Annotated in this window: 7 protein-coding genes and 1 other RNA gene; 4 read left to right on the top strand and 4 right to left on the bottom strand. The window is 65.0% G+C overall.

Going from position 1 to position 6,618, the window contains the following annotated elements:
- Positions 1-86: 86 nt before the first annotated feature.
- Entirely contained in the window at positions 87-890 is an 804-nt protein-coding gene (locus tag MTR65_RS17660; RefSeq protein ID WP_243802544.1) for a metallophosphoesterase, read from the top strand.
- A 30-nt stretch (positions 891-920) separates the two neighbouring features.
- On the opposite strand, the gene rnpB is transcribed toward MTR65_RS17660, so the two are convergent.
- The 4 genes from rnpB to MTR65_RS17680 form a co-directional block, all read right to left on the bottom strand.
- Positions 921-1,385, bottom strand: an RNA gene (gene rnpB, locus MTR65_RS17665) — RNase P RNA component class A.
- 9 nt (positions 1,386-1,394) lie between these two features.
- A complete protein-coding gene (locus MTR65_RS17670) occupies positions 1,395-2,099 on the bottom strand; it encodes an N-acetylmuramoyl-L-alanine amidase (protein ID WP_226633823.1) in 705 nt (234 codons plus the stop codon).
- A 70-nt stretch (positions 2,100-2,169) separates the two neighbouring features.
- Positions 2,170-2,826, bottom strand: a complete 657-nt coding sequence (locus MTR65_RS17675) for a histidine phosphotransferase family protein (protein ID WP_243802546.1) — start codon at positions 2,824-2,826, stop codon at positions 2,170-2,172.
- 100 nt (positions 2,827-2,926) lie between these two features.
- Positions 2,927-3,343 (bottom strand): M67 family metallopeptidase, encoded by a 417-nt coding sequence (locus tag MTR65_RS17680; RefSeq protein WP_243802548.1) that lies wholly within the window; start codon positions 3,341-3,343, stop codon positions 2,927-2,929.
- Between the two features lie 18 nt (positions 3,344-3,361).
- On the opposite strand from MTR65_RS17680, the gene MTR65_RS17685 reads away from it, so the two are divergent.
- The 3 genes from MTR65_RS17685 to MTR65_RS17695 all read left to right on the top strand — a co-directional run.
- A complete protein-coding gene (locus MTR65_RS17685; protein ID WP_243802550.1) occupies positions 3,362-4,306 on the top strand; it encodes an RluA family pseudouridine synthase in 945 nt (314 codons plus the stop codon).
- 98 nt (positions 4,307-4,404) lie between these two features.
- Positions 4,405-5,310: an RNA polymerase sigma factor RpoH gene (gene rpoH, locus MTR65_RS17690; RefSeq protein WP_148629156.1), complete on the top strand. Its 906-nt coding sequence runs from the start codon at positions 4,405-4,407 to the stop codon at positions 5,308-5,310.
- 234 nt (positions 5,311-5,544) lie between these two features.
- On the top strand, positions 5,545-6,618 hold a 1,074-nt coding region (locus MTR65_RS17695; protein WP_243802552.1), incomplete at its 3' end, for a 7TM-DISM domain-containing protein.

The following is a 6,618-nucleotide window of genomic DNA, read 5'->3' on the forward strand; positions in this document are numbered from 1 at the left end:
TCGCGGCCACATGCCCGACACGTACGCCACTATGGATCAACCTGCTCTTGCCCCTCCCGGACCGCAAACGTATCTATGTCAGGCTCATGCTTGGAAAACTTCGAAAACTCTTCGCCAATCCGACACCCGCGCAAAGGCCATCGCTGCCGCATAGAGAACGTGTCTACGCGATCGGCGATATCCACGGGCGCCTCGACCTTTTCGAGAAACTGCTCGAAACGATCGCACACGACGAGGCCGCGCGTGGGCCTGCCCCGACGACACTCGTTCTCCTGGGCGACCTGATTGATCGCGGCCAGGACAGCGCCGGGGTCCTCGCGCGCGCGCGCCAGTTGACCAGGGAACGGCACGTCGAGATCCTTTGCGGCAACCACGAGGAAATGCTCCTGACCAGCCTCGAGGACAGCAAGGCGCTGCGCAGCTTCCTGCGCTTCGGCGGCCTGGAAACGCTGGTCTCCTACGGCCTTGCCGCCGAGACGATCGCCGAGATGGAGATTGATGAACTGCGGGAGGAGGCCCGTCGGCACATTCCCGAGCAGGACCTCGAGTTCATCCGCAGCTTTCGCAAGCTCGTGCGCATTGGCGACTACATCTTTGTCCACGCAGGGCTGCGTCCGGGCGTCTCCATCGAAACCCAGCTGGGCAGCGACTGCCGCTGGATCCGCGAGCCTTTCCTCAGCCACACCGGCAACTTCGGGGGCTTCGTGGTTCATGGCCACACGATCACCGAGGAACCCGATGAGCGCGACAATCGCCTGGGGATCGACACCGGGGCCTACGTTCATGGAACGCTGACCGCCGTCGGGATCGAGGGCACGGAACGCTGGTACCTCACCGCCGAAGACGGAACGTCCGAGAGCCATCAGACAGGCGCCACGGTCGCAGCCTGAGAAAGGCCTCGCAGTCTCCGGAAATCCGCGTGTGCCGGGGAGCCTGTAAGCCGGGTTCTGTGCCTGGCGTGGTCTCCCTTTCAGGAGGGACCTTACGCCGCGGCGGCAGCCATTCCTCTAGGCGCACCCTTGCGGATGCGCTCAAGCAACCAACCCGGACTGCCTCGGTCCGAAACCGACCGGCCATTCAAGATGGCGCGCAGTCCCTATTCGGTCTTGCTCCGGGTGGGGTTTACCATGCCGCTTACCGTCACCGGCAGCGCGGTGCGCTCTTACCGCACCCTTTCAGCCTTACCTGTTCCCGTCACTCCACAAGGAAGCGGGGGTCATCGGCGGTCTGCTCTCTGTGGCACTGTCCCTGAACTTCGCACGGCCTGAAAACCGCACTCGTCCGGCGGGTGTTACCCGCCACCCTTGTTTCGTGGAGCCCGGACTTTCCTCGCGCAGGTGTTTCGATGAAACGACACACCTACCCGCGGCTGCCCGGCTCCCCGGCACGGGCGCTCACCTAGCACGGCCGGTGTCGCGCTCCAACAGGAGTTCGAACAGGATGCCGCCGATTTCCCCGTCAATCTCACCGTCGATGAGCCCGGGGCGCCAGCGACGCTGGAACGCGGTGACGGCCGCGCGCCCATCGGTGATGTCGTAACCGAAGCGTTCGAGCGCGAGATAGAACTTGCCCGGATTGTCGTAGAACAGGTTCATCCGCGCCGCCGGGATCTCGAGCGCGAGCCCGAGGTCCCCGAGCCGTCCCCAGTCGAACAGTTCGCCCGGGTCCTGCTTGCGCGCAGGCGCGATGTCGGAATGCCCGACCACATTGGCGCGCGGGATGTCGTGCCGTTCCAGAATGTCGGCAAGAAGCGGCAGCAGTGCGTCCATCTGCGCCTCAGGGAACGGACGGTAGCCCCATTCATGTCCCGGATTGACCAGCTCGATGCCGATCGAGGCGGAGTTCACGTCGCTTTCGCCCCGCCAGTACGAGCGCCCCGCGTGCCAGGCGCGGTTTTCCTCGGAGACGAGCGAGGTGACGATCCCCTCCTCGTCGATCATGTAATGGGCCGAAACCTCGGCGGCCGGATCGCACATACGCTCCAAGGCTTCCTCGGCGCTCTGCATGCCGGTGTAGTGCAGGACGACCATGCGGATCGGGCGCTTGCGCTCGTTCCAGTTGGGCGATTGCACGAACCTGTTGACCAGCCATCGGTTCATCGTCGCCCATCACTCCTTCGCGCCATCATACAGGTGCCGCCCCCGAGACCTGCGCCACCACGTTCGGGGCTCAGGCGTCGACCAGCACGGCTCCCAATATCAGGGCATCCTCCTCGATGGCAAACTGCATCTGCCCGCCCGCCCCTTGCGCAAGCTGGTGCAGCATCGCGGCGGGCGCGGTGCGGCTGGTCAGTTCCTCTTCGGGCAGCGTTCCTTCAAGGGCGCGGCCCACCGCCGCATCGAAGGCGATCCGCGGGCCTGCCGCGCGCACGACGATCTCGGCGGTGTGTCCGCCCGCCTCGCCCGCGCGCCACTCGGCCGCGAGGTCCAGTGTGCCGCCACGCGGCAGCGCCTCGATCCCGAACATGGCAAAATTGAGCAACGTCTTGATCGCGCTCTTGGGCAGCGCATCGGAGGAGACCTGCCAGTTGACGGTGATGCGCGCATTGCTGGCGACCAGTGCATCGACCAGCGCGCGCGCCTCGGACACCGCGACATGCTCCCCGAAACCGCCCGCCGCGCCATAGGCGAGGCGGAAGAACTTGAGCTTGTCCGCCGAGATCCGCGCGCTCTGCTCCAGCAGCTCGAAGCAGCGCTGGCGCATCTCCGGGTCCTTCTCGTCGGCGAGAAGTTCCAGCCCGTTCGACAGCGCCCCCACGGGGCTCAGCATGTCATGGCACAGGCGCGAACACAGCAGGCTGGCAAGGTCGAGCGAACTCGTCGTCATGATGATCGTCTTTCCGTTTTTGGTGTCGCGAAGGCGCGGGGGGAGGTGATGGATGGTCCTTCCAGATGGAGAGGCGTTACGCGAAGGCAAGAGCGCGGCCTCACACCTCCTGGAAGGCGAGCGGATCGAAGCCATTCCCACGATCGCGCCAGAAAGCAACATCGCCTCCTGCAACGATCGCCCATATGCGACAATCGCCGGTGGAATGTTCACAATCCGTGACGGATGGCGCCGGTTTTCCCGTAGGATGCGAATGGTAGTAGCCCAGCACCGGGGGGCCACCCGTGCGCGCGGCCTTGTGCGCCTTAAGGAGAATCAGCGGATCAATCGCGAATCGGATCGCCGGGTCGGGATCAACATTGGCGCTCTCCCGAACGGCGACGATGCTCTCGCGCCCCTCCCCCGCCGTTGGGCTGCCGGGCGCGCCCAGCAGCAGCCCACAGCATTCGTGCGGGTGCGCGGCTTCGGCCAGCCTGTGGAGCGTTTCGAGCACCTCTCTTGTCACGTCGATATCCATGGCCGAAGGCTAGCGCCCATGGAGCGTGGCGAAAACATCCTCGAAGGACTTATCCCGCCGCCCGGAGGCCGCCTCGACAAGACGCTGGCCGAGGCGAGCGGTCTCTCGCGCGAGCGCGTGAAAGCCTTGCTGGCCGAAGGCCATGTCACGCTGGACGGCAAGCCCGCGGGACAAGGCTCGGTGAAGGTGGCCGCGGGAACGCCCTTTGCCATCGCGGTGCCCCAGGCCGCGCCCGCCGAGGCGATCGCGCAGGACATCCCGCTCAGCGTCGTCTTCGAGGACGAGTGGCTGATCGTGATCGACAAACCCGCCGGGCTCGTCGTCCACCCGGCTGCGGGCAATCCCGACGGCACGCTCGTCAACGCGCTCCTGCACCATTGCCGGGGCCAGCTCTCGGGGATCGGCGGCGTGGCGCGCCCGGGCATCGTCCACCGCATCGACAAGGACACCTCGGGGCTTCTGGTCGTCGCCAAGACCGACCGTGCGCACGAGGGGCTGGCCGCGCAGTTCGCCGATCACTCGATCACCCGGGCCTACAAGGCGGTCGTGGCCGGACGCCCGATCCCACCTGCGGGAACCGTGCGCGGCGCCATCGCGCGCTCGAGCCAGAACCGCAAGAAGATGGCGATTGTCGAGGACGGACGCGGCAAGCACGCCGTCACCCATTACCGCACGCTGGAAAATCTGGCTCACTCCAGCCTGATCGAATGCCGTCTGGAGACGGGCCGCACCCACCAGGTGCGTGTTCACATGTCGTCAATCGGACACATGCTATTGGGTGATCCTGTATATGGACGCACACCAAAGCCCCTCCGGGCCCTCCTATCCCGACTCGCTTTTTCGCGGCAGGCTCTCCACGCGGCGGAACTCGGCTTCGTCCATCCCGTTACAGGTAACAACGAGCATTTCGCGAGCGCTCTGCCCGACGACATGCGGACCCTGATCGACGAATTGCGACTCTGAAATCGGATTTGTGTGCTATGATGAACAGGTGGCCGCAAGTTAAGATGCCTAGCGAAGGGTCTTAGACCGCGCGCCGACCGAAAAGAAGGACGGAAACTGTGAGCAACACCCAACGAAACCTACCGGCAATCCCGGCCCTGGGCGGTGAGCAGAGCCTCAACCGCTACCTCGCCGAGATCCGCAAGTTCCCGGTGCTCAAGCCCGAGCAGGAATACATGCTCGCCCAGCGCTACAAGGAACATGAAGATTCCGACGCCGCGGCCCAGCTCGTGACCAGTCACCTGCGCCTCGTCGCGAAGATCGCGATGGGATACCGCGGCTATGGCCTGCCCGTCTCCGAGCTCATCTCCGAAGGCAATATCGGCCTCATGCAGGGCGTGAAGAAGTTCGAACCCGATCGCGGCTTCCGACTTGCCACGTATGCTATGTGGTGGATCAAGGCCTCGATTCAAGAGTACATCCTGCGTTCGTGGAGCCTCGTGAAGATGGGCACCACCGCCGCGCAGAAGAAGCTCTTCTTCAACCTGCGCCGGATGAAGAAGAATCTCGATGCCTACGAGGATTCGGACCTGCGCCCCGACGACGTGACCAAGATCGCGACGACGCTGGGCGTGTCCGAGACCGAAGTCGTCAACATGAACCGCCGCATGATGATGGGGGGCGATGCGTCGCTCAACGTCTCGCTGCGCGAGGAAGGCGAAGGCCAGTGGATGGACATCCTGCAGGATGACAATCCGCTGCAGGACGAGATCGTCGCCGAGGCCGAGGAAAAGACCGTGCGCCACGACATGCTGGTCGAGGCGATGGACGCGCTCAACGAGCGTGAACGCGACATCCTCACCGAGCGCCGCCTGTCGGAAGACCCCAAGACGCTTGAGGAACTGAGCCAGGTCTACAACGTCAGCCGCGAGCGCGTGCGCCAGATCGAAGTGCGCGCCTTCGAGAAGCTGCAAAAGGCGATGAACCGCATCGCCACCGACAAGCAGCTTCTGCCCGCGGCCTGATCCGCGACAACGGCGCAGAACAACACATGAAAAAAGGCCGGGAGATGTCCCGGCCTTTTTTCATGTCCGCAGGTCAGGGGTAAGCCTGCCTCTACCTAGCCAACGCCCGGTCAAATGTGTACGCATTCTCGCAAGATGTTGACTGTCTTGCGCATTCCTCGGGCGCTATGCGTAACCCTTCTGGCCTTATTTGGAGCCGCACTGCTGGCGGGCCTGTCGCCTGCGCAGGCGCAGGTGTTCAATGGGTGGGATCTGTGCCATACCACCAGTCCTCAGCCAAAGTCCGCAGATACGCTGCCGACCGAATTCTCGTGCACGGGCACACCGCAAGCCTACCAGAACGGCAGCTTGTGGCTGCGCATTCCCGCCCAGGACCTGCCCGCTGACATTGCCGAGGAACCTGCGCTCCTCGTCCATTATTCCCGCTTCGACCGGCTCGACGTCACCTTCCTTTACGCGGACGGTACGCGCGAACGCCAGAGCGTGCGCAACGGGGACTTTGCGGGGCATTGGCGCATCGGCGGCCAGCTCGAATTCGCGCCTCCGGTACGCACGGCCCCGCTGCAGGGCATCGTCCTCCACTTCACCCGGCTCGCCAGCCAGGACATGCTGCGCCTGCGTCTGACAGGACGCGACGAGGCCGCCAGCCGGACGACCACGCTGGCCCTGTGGGTCGGCGGAGCGCTGACGCTCCTCCTTATCGGCACGCTCTACAACGCGGTCCTCGCCGTCTCGCTGCGGCGCCAGTTCCCGCTCTGGCAGGCGGCCTGGTCGGGGGGAATGCTGCTGTGGGGCACGGTCTGGTCGCAGGCGCACCTGATGCTCGTGCCTGGCCTTGCCGGCGCCTTCTCGGCGCAGCTGTGCTCGGCCCTTGCCTGCCTAGCCATCACGTGCGCGACGTTCAGTGCGATCACCTCGATCGGCACGCATGACGTGCCCCGCCTCGTGCGCCGCACGGTGCTGGCCCTGGCAACACTGTGCTCCCTGCTCGGCCTTCCTATCTCCTTTATCCGCACCGGCCCTGTCGACTTGCTCGCCGCGATCATCGGCGTTCTCCTGATGCTGACGATGCTGAGCGTGGGCGGCTGCCTCGCCTTTGCCTGGCGCAAGGGTTCGCCCGAGGCCCGCAACTTCGCGACTGCCTGGATCTTCCCGATCATCCTTCTCAGCACGGCCGATTTCGTCGGCTCGAGCACGCTGTTCAGGGGCGGCGGTCCGCAGCTCATGGTCATCTTCGCCGCTGCGTGGCAGACCTTGTGGCTGGCCGCCGCCGCCTCGCGCACCCACGCGCGCCTGCGCCAGGAGCAC

The organism is Novosphingobium mangrovi (genome assembly GCF_022818885.1).
GTDB lineage: Bacteria > Pseudomonadota > Alphaproteobacteria > Sphingomonadales > Sphingomonadaceae > Novosphingobium > Novosphingobium mangrovi.